This window comes from Streptomyces sp. CNS606, assembly GCF_000426325.1.
Genome location: NZ_KE384521.1, coordinates 242,302 through 260,577, shown reverse-complemented (window position 1 = coordinate 260,577; position 18,276 = coordinate 242,302). Strand labels below are relative to the sequence as shown.

Here is an 18,276-nt window from a genome sequence, read left to right as displayed (position 1 = left end):
GCTCCCGGACGACGTCCCGCCCGCGCACCGAATGGCCCGGCGGTCGCGCCCGGGGGGACAATCCGGCGGTGACCGACACCGCAGACACCGCACGCCGCTGGCGCGCCCTCGACGCCGCACCGGGCACCGTGCTGCTCGACGGCTTCCACGCCCTCAAGCACGCTCTCCGCTTCGGCGCAGAGGTGCCCCTCGCCGTAGCGGAGGACCGCGAGGCCGCCCTCGCGCTGGCCCGCGACCTCGCGCCCGACCTCGTCCCGGCCCTGCGGGGGTGTCTCGAGCCGGTCTCTCCCGACGTGCTGCGCGCCCTCGTTCCGCGTCCGCACCCCACCGGTGTGGCCGCCCTCGCCCTCCGCACCCGGGCTGCCTCCCCGGCGGAGGCGGCACCCTCGGCGGCCCCCGCCGTGGTCCTGGACGACCCGCGTCACCTCGGCAACGTCGGCGCCGTGGTCCGGCTCGCCGCCGGCTGCGGCGCGTCCGCCGTCTACACCACCGGCACCGTCGACCCCTGGCACCCCACCGTCGTACGGGCCGCCGCCGGGCTCCACTTCGCCACTCGCGTCGAGCACAGGGACGCTGCGCAGCTCCCGCCCGGACCGCTCTACGCCCTCGACCCCGAGGGGGAGGACCTGCGCGGTCTCACCCTGCCCGACGACGCGCTGCTCGCGTTCGGCTCGGAGCGGCACGGTCTGTCCCACGCGCTGCGGGCGCATGCGGACCACCTCGTGGCCCTGCCCATGCGCCCGCAGGTGTCCAGCTACAACCTGGCCACGTCCGTGGCCATGACGCTGTACCACTGGATGGCACAGCGCCCCGGCCGCCCCGCGGCGGCCGGCTGACTCAGGCCTGCCTCCGGACCTCCACCGTGCGGAAGCGGTTCGAGACGAACGCGCCGTCGCACAGCGCGGCGTTCGCCGCCGGGTTGCCGCCCGAGCCGTGGAAGTCGGAGAACGCGGCGGTCTGGTTGACGTACACGCCGCCGGTCAGGTTCAGCGACAGCTGCGCGCACTCCTCCAGGCAGACGTCCTCGATCTTCCGCTCGACGTCCTCGGCGGTGGTGTACGCGCCCACGGTCATGGCGCCCTTCTCGCGGACGGTGCGGCGCAGCAGCGCCACCGCCTCGTCGGCCGAGTCGACGGCGACCGCGAACGACACCGGGCCGAAGCACTCCGAGAGGTAGGTCTCCTCCGCCTCCGGCTTGCCGCCGTCCAGCTTGACGATCACCGGGGTGCGCACCGTCGCGCCCGGGAAGTCCGGATTGGTCAGCGAACGCGAGGGCAGCGCCACCTCGCCCAGCGATCCGGCGGCGTCGATGCGCTGGCCGACCTGCGGGTTCACGATGGCGCCGAGCAGGGCGTTGGCGCGCGCGTCGTCGCCGAGCAGCTTGCCGACGGCACCCGCCAGGTCGCCCACCACCTCGTCGAACGACTTCTCGCCGTCCTCGGTGCCGACGCCGCCGCGCGGGATCAGCAGGTTCTGCGGGGTGGTGCACATCTGGCCGCTGTACAGCGACAGCGAGAACGCCAGGTTGCCCAGCATGCCCTTGTAGTCGTCGGTCGAGTCGATGACGACGGTGTTGACGCCGGCCTTCTCGGTGTACACCTGCGCCTGGGTGGCGTGCTGCTCCAGCCAGTCGCCGAACTCGGTCGACCCGGTGTAGTCGATGATCCGCACCTCGGGGCGGGTCGCCAGATCCTTGGCGATGCCCTCGCCCTCGCGCTCGGCGGCCAGTGCCACCAGGTTCGGGTCGAAGCCGTGCTCGGCGAGCACCTCGCGCGCGATCCTCACGGTCAGCGCCAGCGGCAGCACGGCACGCGGGTGCGGCTTGACCAGCACCGGGTTCCCGGTGGCCAGCGAGGCGAAGAGGCCGGGGTAGCCGTTCCAGGTGGGGAAGGTGTTGCAGCCGATCAGCAGCGACAGGCCGCGGCCGACCGCCGTGAACTGCTTGCGCAGGTTCAGCGGGTCGCGCTTGCCCCGCGGCTTCGACCAGTCGGCCGCGTCCGGCACCCGCACCTGCTCCACGTACGCGTACGCCACCGCCTCCAGGCCGCGGTCCTGGGCGTGCGGGCCGCCGGCCTGCAGCGCCATCATGAACGCCTGGCCGCTGGTGTGCATGACCGCGTGCGCGAACTCGTGCGTGCGGGCGCTGATGCGAGCCAGGATCTCCAGGCACACCGCCGCCCGGGCCTCCGAGCCGGCCTCGCGCCACGCGGGCATCGCCGCCCGCATGGCGGGCAGCAGCACGTCGAGGTCCGCGTGCGGGTACTCCACGCCCATCGTGATGCCGTACGGCGAGCTCTCCGTCGCCGACCAGCCGTCCGTACCGGGCTGGTCCAGCTCGAAGCGCCCGCCGAGCAGTGCGTCGAACGCCTCCTTGCCCTCGGCGGCGCTCAGCGAGCCGTTCTCGCCGTACGCCTTCGGGTGCTCGGGGTGCGGCGACCAGTACGCACGGCTGCGGATCGTCTCGATGGCCTGGTCGAGGGTGGCGCGGTGCTTCTCGATGAGCTCCGCGGCGTTCGGTCCGGCGGTCACGGTCACGGTGAGCCTCTCCTCGTCGGGGCGGCGATGGTGCGGGGTAGCGATGACAGGGGCGATGGATAGATACTGCTACCGAACGATCGGTCGGTGCAAGGGGGCCACGAACAGTGACGGAACACCTCCGGGGAGCGAACCCTGCCTCCCCCGATACGATCGGCGCCATGCCCGCCGCCACCCCCAGCACGCCCCCCGCCGCCCGGCGGGACACCTACACCCCGGAGTCCCTGCTGGCCGTCGCGGTGCGGGTCTTCAACGAGCGCGGCTACGACGGCACCTCCATGGAGCACCTCTCCAAGGCGGCCGGCATCTCCAAGTCCTCCATCTACCACCACGTGCGGGGCAAGGAGGAGCTCCTGCGGCGCGCGATAAGCCGGGCCCTGGACGGCCTCTTCGCGATCCTGGACGAGCCCGCGGCGAACCGCGGCCGCGCCATCGAGCGGGTCGAGCACGTCACCCGGCGCACCACCGAGGTGCTGATGGCCGAACTCCCCTACGTCACGCTGCTGCTGCGCGTGCGCGGCAACACCGGCACGGAACGGTGGGCGATCCAGCGCCGCCGCGACTTCGACCAGCGCGTCGCCGACCTGCTCAAGGACGCCGCCGCGGAGGGCGACCTCCGCCCCGACGTGGACGCCCGGCTCGCCACCCGGCTGCTCTTCGGCATGATCAACTCAATCGTCGAGTGGTACCGCCCCGAGCGCGCCGGCACCGCCCACGCCACGAGCGACGAAGTCGCCGACGCCGTCGTCGCCACCGCCTTCGCGGGCCTGCGTACGTAGGCGCCTCCCCGCAGGCCGCCCGCCGTCGCCCGTGAGGAGGGCCGCCTCAGTCGTCGCGCCGGGCGTACGTCATGACCGTGACGCCGCTGTCGAAGACCTGGCCGGAGACCGCGCGGTAACGCTGCGGGGAGTAGGCCGAGTCGAAGAGCGGCACGTCCGCACCGATCACGACGGGGTTGATCATGACGAAGAGTTCGTCGATCTCGTCCCGGAGCGCGGCGGCGAGCTTGCCGCCACCGCAGAGCCAGATGTCCAGCTTTTCTTCCTTCTTCAGCGCGCGCACGAACTCCCGGGGGCTCCCCGCACCACCGCCACCGCCGGTTCCCGGCCTCGGCCGGCCCGGGCACGAGGCTCCGTCAGGCCGTCGGCACCGTCTCCGGCATCTGTGCCAGCGCCCACGCGCCGTGGTCCTCCCCCTCCTGGAACATCGTGTGCTCGGAGTCGGGAGACGCGATGAACCCGTCCACCGTCGCCGCGACGAAGTACGCGAGCTTCCGCATGGCGTGACCCTCCACGGCCTCCATCCGCAGCATCCGCCGAACCGTACTCCCGCCCCTCTCCCTCCCCCTCCCTCCTCCGCCCGGAGACCCGTGGCGGAGGAGGGACGGGTACGCGGTGTGGGCCGTCGGTGTGGGGGCGGCGCGGCGCGCCCCGCGCCGCGGGGAAGGGACCCCGCCGCGCTGCTACCGTCCCGGGATGATCATCGCCGACACCGAAGGGGCCAGGCGGGACGCCGGACTGGTGCTCGAGTTCTTCGGCACGGTGCTCTCGGGCGAGAAGGACACCGGCGCCGTACCCCGCTTCCTCGCCGAGGACTTCGTCGACCACGACGCCGACGGCGACCCCGGCAGGCAGGGGGTCGTCGGCAAACTGGACGCGCTGTGGACGGCCCGGCCGCAGGCGTACTTCCGTCCCCTGCAGGTGATCGCCGCCGCCGGACACGTGGTGGTGCGTTCCCTGCTGGAGTGCCCCGGCGCCCCCTCGGTGCCCTTCTCCGACACCTACCGCCTCGCGGACGGCCGCATCACCGAACACTGGCATGTCGTGGGCTCCGCCCGGTAGCCGGTGCACGGCCCACGGATAACGGCTCCCGGCTGCGCCCCGGGCACGACCGAGGCCGGTGTGGGGGAGCTCTCCCCGCCGGGGTGGGAACACGGCAACGAACCCATGGAGGCGATCATGAACCACCAGCGACCCGGCCCGGCCCTCCCGCCCGTCGTCGACAGAAGGGCGTGGCAGGAGGCGCGGGACGCGCTGTTGGCACGGGAGAAGGCGCACACCCGCGAAGGGGACGCGATCGCGGCGGCGCGGAGGCGCCTGCCGATGGTGGAGGTCGACGCCACCATCGAGGTGATCGGTCCCGACGGCCCGGTCACGCTCCTCGACGCCTTCGAAGGCCGCAGGCAGCTGATCGCGTACTTCCACGCCTGGTGGCCCGGCCGACCCGCCGCCGAGCAGTGCGAAGGCTGCACGTTCTTCAACTGCCAGGTCCGCGAGCTGGCCTACATCCATTCCCGCGGCGCCACGTACGCCGTGCTCTGCAAGGGTCCGTACGAGCCCAGCGTCCGCTACCGGGACTTCCTGGGTCTGGACATGCCGTGGTACTCGGTCGAGAGGACGGCGGAGCAGCTGCTGGAAGGTCGCGACTGGCAGCGTCACCACCTCGTCTGCTACGTCCGCGAGGGCGAGCGGGTGTTCGAGACGTACTACACCGGCGGCCGCGGCGTCGAGATCATGGCCCCCACCCACGGGCTGCTGGACATGACCGTCTACGGACGCCAGGAGGCGTGGGAGGACTCTCCCGACGGCTGGCCCCAGCCCTGGTACTCCGCCGAGAACCCCGAGGAATGGCGCACGAACGGCCGCCCCATCGCCCACTGGTCCCGCATCGCAGCCGGCCGCTCCGACGACCTGACGTGAGGATCAGCCGGCCCGCCGACGCTGAAGACCGAGACTGCGCTCCCGCACGGGAGCGCGCCGGATGGCGCAGCACCAACGTTGCCCGTGCTGTCTTCCCGGACGCGCCCGACGGAGACCCGGCGAGGGTGCTGTTGTGGTGCACGGGACGCGCGGAGCTGGACGGCCGGCCCCGGCGCACGTCGTGGACCTGGCAGGCGGCGCGGGAGACGGAAGGGTGACCACCGCTCCGACTCCGCCGGGTGGCTCCCGGCGGGTCAGCCGCGGCGCCGGCCGGCGACGAGGCCGATGAGGGCGGCGTTGATCAGGGCGCCTGCGACGACGACGGCGAAGAAGCCCGCCGTGGAGCCGTCCGGCAGGAGGGCGACGGCGAAACCCCAGGGGAGGGTGGCCAGCATGGGGACGACGCCGGCGAACGAGGCGTCCTCCTGGTGGACCAGGGTGGTGTCCACGGCGACCCAGACCAGGAGGGCGAGCACGATCAGCAGGTAGACCTGCGAGACCCGGTTGCCGGCGACGAGGGAGAGGGCGCGCCGTCCGGGTGAGGGGCGGGAGGCGGCTGGTGCTGTCATGTACGCGCTCCTATCCGGGGTGAGCGGCCGGAAACGCGACCGGGCGGGTGGGCACGGCTTCGCCACGCGATGCACACGCCGTGCCGACGCCGGACGCCGTGTCGGAAGCCGTACGCCGGACGGCCGCGTCCACGGCGGTCGGCCGCACGTCACGCGGGTGACCGCTCAGGGTTCGGGGTCGAGGTCGGTCTCCTCGAAGACCAGCAGCGTCCGGGTGCTCAGCACCTCGGGGATGGCCTGGATGCGGGTGAGGACCAGGTCGCGCAGCGAGCGGTTGTCCTTGGTGTGCACCAGCAGCAGGACGTCGAAGTCGCCGCCGACCAGGGCCATGTGCGCGGCGCCGGGTAGTTCCCGCAGCCGCTCCCGGACCGAGCGCCACGAGTCCTGGACGATCTTCAGGGTGATGTACGCGGATGTGCCGTGACCGGCGCGTTCCTGGTCGATGCGGGCGCTGAAGCCGCGGATCACGCCGTCCTCGAGCAGCCGGTTGATCCGGGCGTACGCGTTGGCCCGCGAGACGTGCACCTGGTCGGCGACGGAGCGCACGGACGCGCGCCCGTCGGCCCGCAGCAGGCGCAGGATGTCGCGGTCGACGGAGTCGAGGGGGCGTACCGGCGGTCGCTGCTCGTCCGCCTCGCCGGCGGGCCGCTCGGCCAATCGTTCGTCCGACATGGACGAATGCCTCCTCTCGCTGGACGCATCGATCGTATCGAACGCTTTACTGAGCAGTTTGTCCACAGGCTGGGCCCGCCTGTAGCCAAAGTGTGCGCGCGACCGAACAATCGGTAGGTGAGGCGCACCACGCCTCCGAGTCCGTCACCGGACCCGAGCCCGACAGCCGCCCACGAGGAGGTGCCGACCATGACGGTCCTGGAGCAGCCCGGTTCCTACCGACTCTCTCCGCCGCCCGCATGGCGTCCGCGGGTCGATCCCGCTCCCCTGCTGCCCGACGCCGAGCCCTACCGGCTGCTGGGCACCGACGCCGACCTCGAGAAGGCCCCGGGCCGGGACGTGCTGCTCCGCCTGCACCGAGAGCTGGTGCGCGGCCGCCGCTACAACGAGCAGGCCACCGCCCTGACCCGCCAGGGCCGCCTCGCCGTCTACCCCTCCTCCACCGGCCAGGAGGCGTGCGAGGTCGCCGCGGCACTGGCGCTGAAGGAGCAGGACTGGCTGTTCCCCAGCTATCGCGACACGCTCGCCGCCGTCGCGCGGGGCCTGGACCCGGTCGAGGTGCTGACGCTGCTGCGCGGCGACTGGCACCACGGCTGGGACCCGAAGGCCGCCCGTGTGGCGCCGCTGTCCACCCCGCTGGCCACGCAGCTCCCGCACGCCGTCGGACTGGCGCACGCCGCCCGCATCAAGGGCGACGACGTGGTCGCGCTCGCCCTGGTCGGCGACGGCGGGACCAGCGAGGGCGACTTCCACGAGGCGCTGAACTTCGCCGCCGTGTGGAACGCGCCCGTCGTCTTCCTGGTGCAGAACAACGGCTTCGCGATCTCCGTGCCGCTCGCCAAGCAGACCGCCGCGCCGTCCCTCGCCCACAAGGCCGTCGGCTACGGCATGCCCGGCCGGCTCGTCGACGGCAACGACGCGGTCGCCGTGCACAGCGTGCTCGGCGAGGCCGTCGAACGGGCCCGGCAGGGCGGCGGCCCGACGCTGGTCGAGGCCGTCACCTACCGCATGGAGGCGCACACCAACGCCGACGACGCCACCCGCTACCGCACCGACGGGGAGGTCGACGCCTGGCGCGACCACGACCCGGTCCGGCTGCTGGAGCGGGAGCTGCGCGAGCGCGGCGTGCTGGACGACGCCACCGCCGAGGATGTCGCGAAGGGAGCGGAGGAGATGGCCGCGGGCATCCGTGAGCGGATGAACGCCGACCCCGAGCTGCGCCCGATGGACCTGTTCGCCGAGGTGTACGCGGAGAAGACCGCGCAGCTGCGGGAGCAGGCGGCGCAGCTGCGCGCCGAGCTGGACGCCGAGGCCGAGGGGAACGCGTGATGGCAAGGACCGAGACGACGGCCGGCGGCCCGGCCGGCGCGGGCGGCGCCGCGAAGAAGCCCGTGGCCAAGCCCGCCACCATGGCGCAGGCGCTCAACCGCGCCATGCGCGACGCGATGGCCGAGGACCCCGACGTCCACGTGATGGGCGAGGACGTCGGCACGCTCGGCGGCGTCTTCCGCGTCACCGACGGCCTGACCAAGGAGTTCGGCGAGGAGCGCTGCACCGACACCCCGCTGGCCGAGGCCGGCATTCTCGGCACCGCCGTGGGCATGGCCATGTACGGGCTGCGCCCGGTCGTCGAGATGCAGTTCGACGCGTTCGCCTACCCCTCCTTCGAGCAGCTCGCCTCGCATGTCGCGAAGATGCGCAATCGCACGCGCGGCCGGCTGCCCATGCCGATCACCATCCGCGTCCCGTACGGCGGCGGCATCGGCGGCGTGGAGCACCACAGCGACTCCTCCGAGGCGTACTACATGGCCACGCCCGGGCTCCAGGTCGTCACGCCCGCGACGGTCGCCGACGCGTACGGCCTGCTGCGCGCCGCCATCGCCTCCGACGACCCGGTCGTCTTCATGGAGCCCAAGCGGCTCTACTGGGGCAAGGCCGAGTGGGACCCGGAGGCGCCCGAGCAGGTGCCCGGCATCGGCGAGGCCGTCGTCCGCCGCAGCGGCACCTCGGCGACGCTGATCACCTACGGCCCGTCGGTCCCGGTGTGCATGGAGGCGGCGGAGGCCGCACGCGAGGACGGCTGGGACCTGGAGGTCGTCGACCTGCGGTCGCTGGTGCCCTTCGACGAGAAGACGGTCGTGGAGTCCGTGCGACGCACCGGCCGCGCCGTGGTGGTGCACGAGTCGCAGGGGTTCGCCGGTCCCGGCGGGGAGATCGCCGCACGGGTGGGCGAACGCTGCTTCCACTACCTTGAGGCACCGGTGCTGCGGGTCGCGGGCTTCGACGTCCCGTACCCGCCGCCGATGCTGGAGAAGCACCATCTGCCGGGCGTGGACCGCGTGCTCGACGCGGTCGCCCGCCTGCAATGGGAGAGCGACTGGGTGGAAGGCGGTCGGTGATGGCGGAGATCCGCGAGTTCGCACTGCCCGACCTCGGCGAAGGGCTGACCGAGGCGACGATCACGACCTGGATGGTCGAGGTCGGCGAGGTCGTCGCCGTCGACCAGCCGGTCGTCGAGGTGGAGACGGCCAAGGCGATGGTCGAGGTCCCCTGCCCCTACGGCGGCGTCGTCACCGCCCGCTACGGCGACGAGGGCGACGAGATGCCGGTCGGCGCGCCGCTGGTCGCCGTCGCCGTCGGCGCCACCTCGCCGGAGGAGGCCGGTGCGGCCGCCGCCCCGGCCGGTGACGCCGCGCCGGACGACACCGACGAGGGTTCCGGCAACGTGCTGGTCGGCTACGGCACCCAGGCGCCCTCCGCGCGTCGCCGCCGCCGGGTGGGCGGCGGAGTCGGCCACATGGCCGCACCCGCACCAGCCCCGGCTCCCGCCGCCACGGGCACGACCACGTCGGGTGCGTCCCGTCGCGGTGTCGGCGGCGAGGCCACCGGCGGTTCCCGCCCGCAGGGCGTCGGCCCGCGCGGCGAGAGCGGCGCCACGGCCGCCGTCCGCGGCCACGAGCGCGGCGTCGTCGCCGAACCCGACCGTCCTGGACCCGATCGTTCCGGTCCTCGTCCTGGACCCGATCGTTCCGGTCCCGGCCACCCCGGGAACGACCACACCGGTGCGCGCAACGGCGACACCTCCGGACGTCCCGAGGGGGCCGTCGCCGTCATCTCGCCGCTGGTGCGCCGCATCGCGCGGGAGTCCGGCATCGATCTGCGGGACGTGACCGGCTCCGGCCCCGACGGTCTGATCATGCGCGGAGACGTCGAGCGGGCCGCCGAGCGCGGCGGCGCGAGCGGCGACAGCGCGGTCGCCGGCGAGGAGGCGTGGGAGGCGGCCCCGGCGGCGCCCGCCCGCACCCCGTCCCCGGCACCGGTGGCGTCGCGGATCCCGCTGCGCGGCCTGCGCGGCACCGTCGCGGACAAGCTGTCCCGCAGCCGCCGCGAGATCCCCGACGCCACCACCTGGGTCGACGCCGACGCGACGGAGCTGCTCGCCGCGCGGCGGGCCATGAATGCCGCCGGCGGGCCGAAGATCTCCCTGCTCGCCCTGCTGGCCCGGATCTCCACGGCCGCCCTGGCCCGTTTCCCGGAGCTCAACTCCACGGTCGACCTGGAGGCGCGCGAGATCGTGCGGCTGGACGCCGTGCACCTCGGATTCGCCGCCCAGACCGACCGCGGCCTGGTCGTCCCGGTGGTGCGCGACGCGCACACACTGGACGCCGAGGGCATCGCCGCGGAGATCGCACGGCTCACCGAGTCGGCCCGCGCCGGCACGCTGTCCCCGGCCGAGCTGACCGGCGGCACGTTCACGCTGAACAACTACGGCGTGTTCGGCGTCGACGGCTCCACGCCGATCATCAACCACCCGGAGGCCGCGATGCTGGGCGTCGGCCGCATCGTCGACAAGCCGTGGGCCGTGAACGGCGAACTCGCCGTCCGCAAGGTCGTCCAGCTGTCCTTCACCTTCGACCACCGGGTGTGCGACGGCGGCACGGCCGGCGGCTTCCTGCGGTACGTCGCCGACTGCGTGGAACAACCGGCGGTGCTGCTCCGTACGCTCTGAGGCGTGAACGCACACGCCCCGGACCCGTCCGGACGACCGTCGCCCGCCCCGCGCACCGCGCCCGGGGCGGGCGACGCCCGTTCCGCTGCCACCGAGCCGTCGGGCACGACCGCCTTCGACGCGCTGGTCGTCGCCGGCGGCGGCGCCCGGCGGCTCGGCGGCGCCGACAAACCCGCCCTCACGGTGGGCGCCCGCACCCTCCTCGACCGCGTCCTCGCAGCCTGCCCGGACGCCACCACGACCGTGGTCGTCGGCCCCCGCCGGTCCACCTACCGGCCGGTGACCTGGGCGCTGGAGAGCCCGCGCGGCGGCGGCCCGCTGGCGGCACTCGACGCCGGCCTGACCCACGTCCGGGCCGGGACCGTGCTGGTCCTCTCCGCCGACCTGCCCTTCCTGCGGGCGTCGACCGTACGGGCGCTGCTGCGCGCCGCCGCCGGGAGCGACGACGAGGGCGCCGTCGCCCACGACGGCCGGGACCAGCCGCTGCTCGCCGCCTACCGTGCGGAGCCCCTGCGCCGCGAACTCGCCCTGCTGCACGCCGAACACGGCACCCTCGCCCACCTCCCGCTGCGCCTGCTGCTCCCCGGACTGCGGCTGCACCGCATGCCCACCGAGGACGCGGTGGACTGCGACACCTGGGACGACCTCGCCGCCGCGCGGGCCCGCATCAGGGAGCATGGCTCCGTGCTGGACGAATGGATTGCCGCAGTCAAGGCCGAACTGGGTGTCGAGCTCGACGTCGACACCTCCGGGCTCCTGGACCTCGCGCGTGACGCCGCGCACGGAGTGGCGCGCCCCGCCGCCCCGCTGACGACGTTTCTGGTCGGCTACGCCGCCGCCCGCGGGGACGGCTCTCCGGAGGCGGTGGCGGAAGCCGCACGCAAGGCCTCCGAGCTGGCGAAGCGATGGGAAGCGGAGTCGGAAACGGACGACCGATGAGCCGTCGCGGCGCGGGTAGCGGCGCCGACGACCTCGACCAGGCCCTCGCCCTCGCCAACGGTGGTCCCACGGACGCCGGCGGCGGCCCCTGCGCCGACTGTCCCGCCCGCGCGGCGGACGCACGCAGCGCGCCGAAGCCCGATGAGGGGGACGGCGGAGAGGGCCCGTCCCCCGCTACGGAGCGCGCGGCGGGCCGGCCGCCCGGCCCGGAGGGATCACGGCCGTGCCCCGACCGGGTGCCCGCCGCGAGCGCCGACGCCGGGCAGTGCCCGCCCTCCACACAGGGCAGCCGCGCCGCGACGCCTGCGGACACGGCGGGCGACGACGGTGCCGAGTCCCCCGCCTCCTCCGGCACACCCGCCGAGGGCACCCGGACGCCGCCCGGCCCGCACGCCGGGCCGGGCACGCCGGAGGGGGAGGACGGTCCGGACGGACCGTGGTTGTCGGCGGGCTCGCCGTCCACCGACGGCCTGTCGGCCACGGTCGTCCACAGGCCCTCCGACGGCACCGGGAGAGCGCCGACCGGCCCCTCGCAGGTTACGGACGCGGCAGGCGCCGAGGACGACGACCTCACGGGACCGTGGCTGTCCGCCGCGTCGGCCTCGACCGTGGGCCTGCGAGGCGCCCCGCGACCCGCGGCCCCCACGGGGGAGGACGAACTGGCTCCTCCCTGGCTGCTGCGCCGCGCGGAGGAGCCGGACGAGGCGGAGAGCGGCGGCGCGGTCGGCCGCCTGACCGAGATGATGCGGACGCTGCGCCGTCCGGCGGGCCCGCCGGACGGAGGCCGCTCCGCTGAGGCCGACACCGACGCCGACGCCGCGCCCGACGCCGACCGCGGGCGCGCCGCGGCGTCCGACGACGGCCTGCTCCCGGAGTGGCTGACGCGCGCCGCCCGGCGGGTCGGCCTCGACCGCGCCGGCACGGACGCCACGCCCCCGCCGGACGAGCCGCACGATCCGGACGATGCGCTCGCCGCCCCCTGGGTCCCCCCTGTCCCGACCCGTGGCCCACGCCTGTCGACGGCGCCCTCGGCCCGCGAAGACCGTGCGCCCGACACGGCCGCACCCGGGCCCCCCACTACGCGACCGGCTCCCGTCCCCCGGCCAGGCGGCTCTCCGCCGGCGTCGCCGGACGTACCGTCGGAGGTGCCGTCCGCCGACGCCGACGCCGACGTTGACGCCCACGCGCAGGGCGCCGGACAGGCGGCCCCCGTCGTGGCGGTGCCGGGCTCGCCCGTGCCGTCGGGAGCCGCTCCCGGCGGTACGCGTCCGGGGGAGCCGTCAGCCCGTACGGCCGACCTCCAGGCGGAGCCGGTCGCCTCCTTTCCGGGGGACGTGCAGGCTCCGTCCGCAGTGGAGTCTCCTGCGGCAGCCGCAGCGAGTCCTCGTGGGCCCGCTGAGGGCGCTGCGGTGCCGGACGTGCACGCCCGCCTCCCGTTCGGCCGTCCGCCGTCTGCGTCGACGGCCCCGCCGCCCCCCTTTGCGGCCGCCGGAGTGGGCGGTCCCGAGGGAGCGTCCTCGACAGGGCGCAGGGGAACCTCGGCAGCCCGACGTCCAGGACCCGCGCCGGACGCACCGCCCGCGCCGGACGCGCAGCCCACGCCGACGGCGTCGCCCGTCTCCCCCACCCGAGCCCCGGCCGGGGAGTCCGCTCCCGGCGGCGCCTTCCGCGACGGCGGAGCGACCGCGGGCCCGAAGACCCCGTCCGGGCCGGGCTGTGCGAGAGTCGGGGGCGTCGGAGCCGTGGAGACCGGGGAGGAGGCCCGCGTGGTCGACTCGTCGGCGCCCTTCGCCGGGGGCGGTGAGTCCGCCCGCCCGTCGGCGGCCCAGCCGCCGCCCGCGCACGCGGACGTCCCCTGGGCGGAGGCGCAGCGCATCGCCGCCCGGGCGGTCGAGCCCGGCGCGGCCGTGACCGTGCCGCTGGACCGGGCCGTGCGGCAGGTGCTCGCGGCTCCCGTTGAAGCGCTCGCCGACCTGCCGTCGTTCGACACCTCCGCCATGGACGGCTGGGCGGTCGCCGGGCCGGGCCCGTGGACGCCCGCCGGCCCGCCGGCGGGGCCGGGTGTGCTGGCCGGGGGTGCCGAACCCGATCCGCTGGCCGACGGCCGCGCGGTACGGATCGCGACGGGCGCACGCATCCCGCCCGGCGCGACGGCCGTGGTGCGCGACGAGCGTGCCGAACTGCGCGGCGAGCGGCTGCACCTGACGCCCGGGGCGCCTTCCGGCAGCACGGACCCGGGGACGGACATCCGGCCGCGCGGCCAGGAGTGCCGCACGGGCGCACGCCTGCTGCCCGCCGGTACGCCGGTGACGCCTCCGGTGCTGGGCCTGGCCGCCGCCGCGGGCTACGACCGGCTCACCGTCACCCCGCGCCCGCGCGCCGAGGTGCTGGTCCTCGGCGACGAACTGCTCCACGAAGGGCTGCCGTCGGAGGGCCGCATCCGGGACGCGCTGGGCCCGATGGTCGGACCCTGGCTGTCCGCGCTGGGCGCCGAGGTGCTGGCGACGCGGCGTCTGGGCGACGATCCCGAGGCGCTGCACGAAGCGGTCACCACGACCGGCGCCGATCTCGTCGTGACGACCGGCGGTACCGCGCACGGTCCGCTCGACCATGTCCGGCCCACCCTGCACCGCGTCGGCGCCCGGCTGCTGGTGGACGGGGTGGAGGTGCGTCCGGGGCACCCGATGCTGCTGGCCGCCCTCGCCGGGGCGCAGCGCGGATGCCATCTGGTGGGCCTGCCCGGCAACCCGCTCGCCGCGGTGTCCGGCCTGCTCACCCTGGCCGGGCCGCTGCTGCGGGCCCGCGCGGGGCTCCCCGAACCGGAGCCGGTGCGGGCGACGCTGACCGCCGACGTGCAGGGTCACCCGCGCGACACCCGCCTCGTGCCGGTCATCCGGACGGCGGACGGTTCCGGTGCGACGCCGCTGCGCTGGACGGGGCCCGCGATGCTGCGCGGCATCGCGGGGGCGTCCGCGCTCGCCGCGGTGGCCCCCGGTGGCGCGAGCGCCGGAATGTCCGTCCGTCTGCTGGAGCTGCCGTGGTGAGGGGACTGCCGTGGTGAGGGCGACCGTCGCGAGGGCGCCGCGGGATCCCGCGGAGCGCCCCGTGCTGCTGCCGCGTTCGACGATAGGGCCGTTGCGGCAGGTGGGCCGCCGTCTGCTGGCCGCGCTGAGCGTGCTCTGGGCGACGGTGCTGATCGTCTACCTGGACCGGGACGGCTACACCGACAACTACGACGGCACGGTCACCTTCCTCGACGCCGTCTACTACACCACCGTCACCCTCTCCACGACCGGGTACGGTGACATCGCGCCGGTCAGCGACGGCGCCCGGATCGTCAATGTCCTGCTCATCACCCCGCTCCGCGTCCTGTTCCTGATCATCCTGGTGGGTACCACGCTGGAGGTGCTCACCGAGCGCACCCGCGAGCAGTGGCGCCAGACGCGCTGGAGGACCGCCTTGCGCGACCACACCGTCGTCGTCGGTTTCGGCACCAAGGGCCGGTCGGCCGCCGAGACGCTGCTGTCGACCGGGATGGGGCGGGAGCGGATCGTGCTGATCGACCCGAACCACCACGTGGTCAAGGCGGCCACGGACGACGGCTTCGCCGGGGTCGTCGGCGACGCGACCCGCAGCGACGTGCTCGCCCGCGCCGAGGTGCGTCGTGCCAAACAGATCGTCGTCGCCACGCAGCGCGACGACACCGCCGTGCTGGTGACGCTGACCGCGCGTCAGCTCAATCCGAGGCTGCGCATCGTCGCCGCCGTGCGCGAGGAGGAGAACGCGCCGCTGCTGCGCCAGTCCGGTGCGGACGCCGTCATCACCAGCGCGAGCGCCGCCGGCCGGCTCCTGGGCCTGTCCATGCTGAGCCCCAACGCCAGCTCGGTCATGGAGGACCTGATCCAGCAGGGCAGCGGCCTCAGCCTGAACGAACGGCCCGTCACCAAGGCCGAGGCGGGCCGGTCTCCGCGCGAGTGCACCGACCTGGTCGTCTCCGTCGTGCGGGGTCACCGGCTGCTCGGCTACGACGACCCGGAGGCCGCGACGCTGCAGCTCACCGACCGCGTCGTCGTCATCCACCGCTCGCTCCCCTCCTCCGAGAGCACGCTTCCGTAGCGCCCGGCCCGCGGGGGAGTAGCGTCGGGCCATGCATGCGATCACGATTCCCGAACCGGGCGGACCCGAGGCGCTGGTGTGGGCCGAGGTGCCCGACCCGGAGCCGGGCGAGGGCGAAGTGCTGGTGGACGTGGCGGCGGCGGGCGTCAACCGCGCCGATCTGCTGCAGCGTCAGGGCCGTTACGACCCGCCGCCGGGTACGTCCCCCTACCCCGGTCTGGAGTGTGCGGGCCGGGTCGCCGCCGTCGGCTCGGGAGTGTCCGGATGGGCGGTCGGCGACGAGGTGTGCGCGCTGCTGGCGGGCGGCGGCTACGCGGAGAAGGTGGCCGTGCCGAGCGGCCAGCTGCTGCCCGTCCCGAAGGGCGTCGACCTCGTCACCGCGGCCGGCCTGCCGGAGGTGACGTGCACCGTCTGGTCGAACGTCTTCATGGTCGCGCACCTGCGGCCCGGCGAGACCCTGCTCGTGCACGGCGGGTCGAGCGGCATCGGCACGATGGCGATCCAGCTCGCCAAGGCGGTCGGCGCACGTGTCGCGGTGACCGCGGGCAGCAGCCAGAAGCTGGCGCGCTGCGCCGAACTGGGCGCGGACATCCTCATCGACTACCGCGAACAGGACTTCGTCGAGGAACTGAGGACGGCGACCGACGGCCACGGCGCGGACGTGATCCTGGACATCATCGGAGCCGGATACCTGCGCGACAACGTCAGGGCGCTGGCGGTGAACGGTCGGTTGGCCGTCATCGGTCTCCAGGGCGGGACGAAGGGCGAGCTGAACCTCGCCGCGTTGCTGGCCAAACGGGCCGCCGTGACGGCGACCTCGCTGCGCGGTCGTCCGGCGTCGGAGAAGGCGGCGATCGTGGCGGCCGTGCGGGAGCACGTGTGGCCGCTGCTGGACGACGGGCGGGTACGCCCCGTGCTGGACCGCACCCTGCCCGTGCAGGACGCGCCGCAGGCGCACCGCGTGCTCGAGGAGAGCGGTCACGTGGGCAAGGTGATCCTCACGGTGTGAACGGTGCCCCTCTGCCGAGGGCGCTCGGACGATCGCGTGAGAGCAGAACCGGTACCGCTCATTCGAGATGCCCGTTTCATCCATTTATGTGACGCTGGTTACTCGGCAGAACGGTACGGCGTGGGAGGGAGGCGGCATGGGGTCTCCCCGAGACGGGCGCGCGGGGGCGGTCCGCACCCGGCGCAGGTGCTCCGGGGTACCCCTGCTGAGTTGCGCCGTCGTCCTGCTGCTCCCCGCCCCGGCGCTCGCCGCCTCCGCAGCGCCCACGGCGAGCGCCCCCGGCGCGCGTACGGCCCCCCGAGCCGTCGCGCCGTACGGGACGCCCCCCTCCGACGGCCGCTGGGGGCAGCGCCTCTCGCAGCGACTCGCCGACGTGCTCGGCGAGCACCCGCACAGCCCGCACGCCCCGTACCCCCCGCACCACCCATGGGACCCGTACGCAGGCCGTGAGGGAACGCCGACGCTCCCGCCGCTCTTCGGCCCCCACGAACACCACCACGGGGCGGCCACCCCCGCCACACGTGCACGAAGCGGCGGGCACCCCGTGGCGGGGACCGACGCGAGCGGGCCGTGGCAGCGCCGCAGCCCCGGGCACGCTTCCGGTGGGCACGCCCACCCGCACCCCGGTCCCCCTTCCCCCGCGCGCGAGCCGGGCGCGACCACGCAGGACGCCGAGCCGGGCGGTACGGGGCCGGCCGGCGCACGGCGTGCGGACGGTCCCGCGCCGGCGGACACCGGGCGTGCCGATGCCTCCCCCGGTGCCCGTGCCGGCACGGGCACCGGGCAGGCCGTGAAGGACCCTGCCGCCCCCGCACAGGGCGGCATGTGGAGCCCCGCACCCGTCGCGCCCCAGGACACGGTCGCCGGTGCAGCCGACCCCGGGCGCCCGCAGGCGGGACCGCCGCGGCGGTCCCCGGCCGGTGACGGCGCCGTGGAGGCGGCCGCTCCCGCCGCTCCCGCCGCGGCAGCCGCCCCCGCAGGTCCGATCCTGCCCGTCCTGCCGCTGGGCGCCGGGCTCACCTGCCTCGGCCTCGGCCTGGCGTTCCTGGCGCTCCGCCTGCGCCGCGGCTGACCGGCGGGCCACCGCCGCGACGGCCTGGCGTCCCCGGCGGTCCCCGCTCCCGGCGGCCCCTCGCCACCGGGAGGCATGAGCCGTGCAGAATGGGGATATGACACAGCCGAGCAATGAACGGTCGCAGGAGAGCCCGCACGTCCTGGTCGTCGGTCCGGACGGGATGGCTCTCGGCACCGCGGCCCCCAGGGGCGGCGACGACGAAGCCGACGAGCAGGCTGAGGTCCCGTTGACGGAGATGGTGGAGCAGCCCGCGAAGGTCATGCGGATCGGCAGCATGATCAAGCAGCTGCTGGAGGAAGTGAAGTCGGCGCCGCTCGACGAGGCGAGCCGCGTGCGGCTGCGGGAGATCCACGCCAGCTCCGTGAAGGAGCTGGAGGACGGCCTCGCGCCGGAGTTGATCGAGGAGCTGGAGCGGCTGTCGCTGCCGTTCGGCGAGGACGCGGTGCCGACGGAGGCGGAACTGCGCATCGCGCAGGCCCAGCTCGTCGGCTGGCTGGAGGGGCTGTTCCACGGCATCCAGACGGCGTTGTTCGCCCAGCAGATGGCGGCCCGGGCACAACTGGAGCAGATGCGGCGCGCGCTGCCGCCGGGTGCGCTTCCCGAGGACGGCGAGGAGCACGGTCCCGCACGCTCCGGAGGCCCCTACCTCTGAT

The 18,276-nt window shown here is 74.9% G+C and carries 18 protein-coding genes; 13 read left to right on the top strand and 5 right to left on the bottom strand.

Annotation, left to right across the window (positions count from 1 at the left end):
• Positions 1-68: 68 nt before the first annotated feature.
• On the top strand, positions 69-836 hold the full coding sequence (locus K304_RS30620) for a TrmH family RNA methyltransferase (protein WP_037791467.1): 768 nt from the start codon (positions 69-71) through the stop codon (positions 834-836).
• 1 nt (position 837) lies between these two features.
• Here K304_RS30620 and paaN read toward each other — a convergent pair whose 3' ends face one another.
• A complete protein-coding gene (paaN, locus tag K304_RS0121840) occupies positions 838-2,529 on the bottom strand; it encodes a phenylacetic acid degradation protein PaaN (RefSeq protein ID WP_027765448.1) in 1,692 nt (563 codons plus the stop codon).
• Between the two features lie 167 nt (positions 2,530-2,696).
• On the opposite strand from paaN, the gene K304_RS0121835 reads away from it, so the two are divergent.
• Positions 2,697-3,314, top strand: a complete 618-nt coding sequence (locus K304_RS0121835; RefSeq protein WP_027765447.1) for a TetR-type transcription factor C-terminal domain-containing protein — start codon at positions 2,697-2,699, stop codon at positions 3,312-3,314.
• A gap of 46 nt (positions 3,315-3,360) precedes the next feature.
• Here the strand turns inward: K304_RS0121835 and K304_RS33750 are convergent, their stop codons facing one another.
• Entirely contained in the window at positions 3,361-3,597 is a 237-nt protein-coding gene (locus tag K304_RS33750; RefSeq protein WP_051308708.1) for a dihydrofolate reductase family protein, read from the bottom strand.
• Positions 3,598-3,670: 73 nt separating this feature from the next.
• Positions 3,671-3,847, bottom strand: coding sequence for a hypothetical protein (locus K304_RS33745; RefSeq protein ID WP_199779656.1), 177 nt, complete (start codon positions 3,845-3,847; stop codon positions 3,671-3,673).
• Between the two features lie 163 nt (positions 3,848-4,010).
• Between K304_RS33745 and K304_RS0121825 the strand changes: the two genes are divergently transcribed.
• Positions 4,011-4,376 (top strand): nuclear transport factor 2 family protein, encoded by a 366-nt coding sequence (locus tag K304_RS0121825; RefSeq protein WP_027765446.1) that lies wholly within the window; start codon positions 4,011-4,013, stop codon positions 4,374-4,376.
• A 117-nt stretch (positions 4,377-4,493) separates the two neighbouring features.
• Complete coding sequence (locus K304_RS0121820) at positions 4,494-5,234, top strand: DUF899 family protein (RefSeq protein WP_027765445.1); 741 nt, start codon at positions 4,494-4,496, stop codon at positions 5,232-5,234.
• 254 nt (positions 5,235-5,488) lie between these two features.
• On the opposite strand, the gene K304_RS0121815 is transcribed toward K304_RS0121820, so the two are convergent.
• Both K304_RS0121815 and K304_RS0121810 read right to left on the bottom strand, forming a co-directional pair.
• On the bottom strand, positions 5,489-5,803 hold the full coding sequence (locus tag K304_RS0121815) for an SCO4225 family membrane protein (protein ID WP_027765444.1): 315 nt from the start codon (positions 5,801-5,803) through the stop codon (positions 5,489-5,491).
• A 165-nt stretch (positions 5,804-5,968) separates the two neighbouring features.
• Entirely contained in the window at positions 5,969-6,475 is a 507-nt protein-coding gene (locus K304_RS0121810; protein ID WP_078529511.1) for an Lrp/AsnC family transcriptional regulator, read from the bottom strand.
• Between the two features lie 189 nt (positions 6,476-6,664).
• Between K304_RS0121810 and pdhA the strand changes: the two genes are divergently transcribed.
• The 9 genes from pdhA (at position 6,665) to K304_RS0121765 (ending at position 18,275) form a co-directional block, all read left to right on the top strand.
• Positions 6,665-7,804, top strand: coding sequence for a pyruvate dehydrogenase (acetyl-transferring) E1 component subunit alpha (pdhA, locus tag K304_RS0121805; RefSeq protein WP_027765442.1), 1,140 nt, complete (start codon positions 6,665-6,667; stop codon positions 7,802-7,804).
• Positions 7,805-7,884: 80 nt separating this feature from the next.
• Positions 7,885-8,874, top strand: a complete 990-nt coding sequence (locus K304_RS0121800) for an alpha-ketoacid dehydrogenase subunit beta (RefSeq protein WP_486591798.1) — start codon at positions 7,885-7,887, stop codon at positions 8,872-8,874.
• Positions 8,874-10,484 carry a dihydrolipoamide acetyltransferase family protein gene (locus K304_RS0121795; protein ID WP_027765440.1) on the top strand — a complete coding sequence of 537 codons (1,611 nt, stop codon included), beginning with the start codon at positions 8,874-8,876 and terminating at the stop codon, positions 10,482-10,484. Before K304_RS0121800 ends, K304_RS0121795 begins: the two co-directional genes overlap by 1 nt.
• Positions 10,485-10,607: 123 nt before the next feature.
• Entirely contained in the window at positions 10,608-11,423 is an 816-nt protein-coding gene (locus K304_RS0121790; protein ID WP_027765439.1) for a DUF6457 domain-containing protein, read from the top strand.
• 1,766 nt (positions 11,424-13,189) lie between these two features.
• On the top strand, positions 13,190-14,467 hold the full coding sequence (locus K304_RS32560; protein ID WP_486591769.1) for a molybdopterin molybdotransferase MoeA: 1,278 nt from the start codon (positions 13,190-13,192) through the stop codon (positions 14,465-14,467).
• Positions 14,468-14,528: 61 nt separating this feature from the next.
• The gene (locus K304_RS0121780; RefSeq protein WP_486591768.1) at positions 14,529-15,539 is read left to right on the top strand and encodes a potassium channel family protein; all 1,011 of its coding nucleotides are present in this window, start codon (positions 14,529-14,531) and stop codon (positions 15,537-15,539) included.
• A 31-nt stretch (positions 15,540-15,570) separates the two neighbouring features.
• Entirely contained in the window at positions 15,571-16,548 is a 978-nt protein-coding gene (locus K304_RS0121775; protein ID WP_027765437.1) for an NAD(P)H-quinone oxidoreductase, read from the top strand.
• A gap of 136 nt (positions 16,549-16,684) precedes the next feature.
• The gene (locus K304_RS33505) at positions 16,685-17,620 is read left to right on the top strand and encodes a hypothetical protein (RefSeq protein WP_158687407.1); all 936 of its coding nucleotides are present in this window, start codon (positions 16,685-16,687) and stop codon (positions 17,618-17,620) included.
• Positions 17,621-17,717: 97 nt separating this feature from the next.
• The gene (locus K304_RS0121765; protein WP_027765436.1) at positions 17,718-18,275 is read left to right on the top strand and encodes a bacterial proteasome activator family protein; all 558 of its coding nucleotides are present in this window, start codon (positions 17,718-17,720) and stop codon (positions 18,273-18,275) included.
• The last annotated feature ends 1 nt before the right edge of the window (position 18,276 follow it).